This is a genomic window from Schwartzia sp. (in: firmicutes) (genome assembly GCF_978017985.1).
The window spans coordinates 1-2,912 of sequence record NZ_CDXDFU010000077.1; the positions used below are offsets into that span (position 1 = coordinate 1).

Here is a 2,912-nt window from a genome sequence, read left to right on the forward strand (position 1 = left end):
GACACAGCATAACGTGAAAAGGCCCGGTATCACCCTTTAGGTTCGAATTTTACCACAACCACACTATCCCGTTCAACAACCGTGTTTGGTTCCACATTCTGGCTTACTGCGATACCGTGTCCCTCCGCTCGCATTCTAAGTCCTGCTGCTTCAAGCTGGAGCGCTGCCTCTGTGGCATCGAGACCCGCAACCTCAGGAACTACCACGCGCTGTGTTTCGGCGGACTGGCTGCCGTCGGATTTCACCTTTTCCTCCTCGCGTCCTTGGAACGGATCGCTCGAAGGCTCTACCTGCAGATGTCTTAACAGCTGTGAAAAGATCCGGCTTGCGACAGGAGCCGCAATCTGACCGCCGTAATAAATACCCATAGGGTCATCTATTACGACAAGAAGGCATATCTGCGGATCCTCTACAGGAGCAAATCCGCAGAAGGAAGCGATATAATGGCCGTCCATGTATCCGGCGCCGTCATGGCGGGCTTTTTGTGCCGTACCTGTCTTGCCTGCTATACGGTAGCCCTTTACCTGTGCTTTTGCACCGCCTCCTGTTGCGACAACCTGCTCCAAGAGTCCCACCAGTGTCTTATCGGTAACAGACTCTATGGCGCGGCGTACCTGCTGCGGCTTCGTCTCTGAATAAACAGAGCCGTCCGCGTTGTACACGCTTTTCACTATATGGGGCTTCATGAGAATACCGTCATTTGCTATGGCAGACATAGCGGTTACAAGCTGAATAGGCGTGACGGCTATGGACTGGCCGATTGCCATGGTCGCCATATCCGAATCTCTCATATCATCAGGCTCAAAAAGGATACCGCTTTCTTCTCCCGGAAGTTCTATTCCCGTAGGCTCTCCGAAGCCGAAGCGTTTTGCGTACTCGATGAGTTTATTGCTGCCAAGGTCAAGACCTACCTGTGCAAATCCCGTGTTCAGAGAGTGCTTCACGATATCAGTAAAGGTAACTGTACCGAAGCTCTCGCCGTTCCAGTTCTGAATACGGCGCTCGGACACCATAACATAGCCCGGGTCATGGAAAACCTGATTCGGAGTTACTACTCTTTCCTGAAGTGCCGCAGCCGCAACGATAGACTTGAATGTAGAGCCCGGCTCGTAAATTACCGATACAGCGTGATTTTTCCAAACCTCTGCAGGATATTCCTCGAACTTGTTCGGGTCATATGATGGTCGTGATGCCATTGCAAGAATCTCACCGTTTTTAGGGTTCATGACAATTGCCGTCACGCTGGCAGGATTTGTATTTAACACAGCTTCATCAAGCGCCTGTTCTACTATGAACTGCACTGTGCTGTCAATGGTAAGCTGTATTGTTTTGCACTGGTCTCCCTCGTATTTACGCCGCGAAAAAATAGAGCTGAGAATCGGGAACCCGTAATAATTGTCCGTCTGAATGAAGGTTTCCTCGCGGTTTCCCTTTATGAGCTTATCAAAGGCCTGCTCTATTCCATCAAGACCGACATCATCTGTACCGACGAAGCCGAGCACGTTCGCCGCGAGAATATTGTTCGGATAAGAACGCTTCAGCTCATCATTAAAGCCAAGGCAGTTATATTCCTCGTCGCGGATAAGTTTTTTGACGGCCTGTACTTCATCTGTTGAAAGATAATGCTTTACCCATACAAAGCCGCCGCCCTGGGATATATCATTAAGAATCTCCTGCTCGCTCATATTGATGAGAGGTGCCAGCTTTGCAGCAAGGTCCTGCGGATTCTGTACGTTGTTCGGGTCAACAAATAGGGATTTGAGCATAAGCGAAAATGCCAGCTCACGCCCGTTTCTGTCCAGAATCGGTCCGCGCGGAGTCGGAGTAACCTGCTCCTCTCCTGATTCCATACGCACCCTCGTCGCCATTGCATCTCCCTGAACGAGCTGCAGCCACCCGTATCTCACAGTGATGATAAGCAGAACAACCCAAAGCAGCATCGCTCCGAGGCCGATATGCGAACCGACTTTTTTCTGCTCTATTTTCCCAAGCTCCTTTCGGCGCTCCATATCCATGAATCTTTTTCTCTCCTTAATAAAAGCCGCCTGCTCAAATTTTTACATGCGGCAAAATACGGACAAACGCTTTATAACGCATTCGGTAAGGTTTTGCCCTTTGGCAAAATAGGAAAGGCTGCGTTATAATTACATTTGATTAAACTTGTCAATAGTATATCATCAATGAAGGGCGGCGTAAAATTATGGATGATGTAGATAAAAAAATCCTAAAAATGCTCTCGGAAAACGCACGGGCTACCCTGTCGGAGCTTGCCGGAGAAATTGCACTTTCACTTCCGGCCATAAGCGAACGCCTCAAAAAACTTGAGGCCTCAGGGGTCATTCGTCAGTACACCACGATTCTCGACCCCGCGAAGCTCAACAAGCATCTCATGGCTCTCATGTTCCTGCGCTTCGACAACCCGAAGCATGGCGACCATTTTGCAGAGCTTTCAAAGGCAGAGCCTGAAATAAAGGAATGTTATTACATAACAGGTGACTTCGATTACTCGCTGAAAATCCTGACGGAAAACACCCAGACGCTTGAAAAACTTCTGACGCGCATAAAGAACGCCCCCGGCGTAGTAAAGACACAGACCATCGTTATTCTATCGACAATAACGGACAGCCCGTCCGTACAGCCTGATTAAAAAAAGAAAGCCCCGCTCACGCAGGGCTTTCTTTTTACTTATTCGGATAAAAGCCTGACGGCTTCTCCGATAAATTTATCATTATATTCTTCATCTGTGTGTAGTGATCCAGCATCACCTTGTGAGTTTCACGGCCGATACCGCTCTGCTTGTAGCCGCCGAATGGCGCGCCCTCAGGAATCTGATTGTAGGTATTTACCCACATACGTCCCGTTTCAATACTGCGCGCCACACGGATGGCGCGGTTTATATCCTTCGTCCACAC

General features: G+C 49.2%; 3 protein-coding genes. 1 reads left to right on the forward strand and 2 read right to left on the reverse strand.

Going from position 1 to position 2,912, the window contains the following annotated elements:
• Positions 1 to 29: 29 nt before the first annotated feature.
• Positions 30 to 2,015 (reverse strand): penicillin-binding transpeptidase domain-containing protein, encoded by a 1,986-nt coding sequence (locus ACY69O_RS03535; protein ID WP_462332092.1) that lies wholly within the window; start codon positions 2,013 to 2,015, stop codon positions 30 to 32.
• 185 nt (positions 2,016 to 2,200) lie between these two features.
• Here ACY69O_RS03535 and ACY69O_RS03540 point away from each other — a divergent pair, with 185 nt between their 5' ends.
• Entirely contained in the window at positions 2,201 to 2,647 is a 447-nt protein-coding gene (locus ACY69O_RS03540; RefSeq protein ID WP_462332093.1) for an Lrp/AsnC family transcriptional regulator, read from the forward strand.
• Positions 2,648 to 2,681: 34 nt separating this feature from the next.
• Here ACY69O_RS03540 and ACY69O_RS03545 read toward each other — a convergent pair.
• The coding region (locus tag ACY69O_RS03545; RefSeq protein ID WP_462332094.1) for an aldehyde dehydrogenase family protein at positions 2,682 to 2,912 on the reverse strand (231 nt) is incomplete at its 5' end.

Coding starts and splice junctions, on each gene's coding strand:
- ACY69O_RS03540 (WP_462332093.1), top strand. CDS start 2,201: ATGGATGATGTAGATAAAAAAATCCTAAAAATGCTCTCGGAAAACGCA.
- ACY69O_RS03535 (WP_462332092.1), bottom strand. CDS start 2,015: ATGGATATGGAGCGCCGAAAGGAGCTTGGGAAAATAGAGCAGAAAAAA.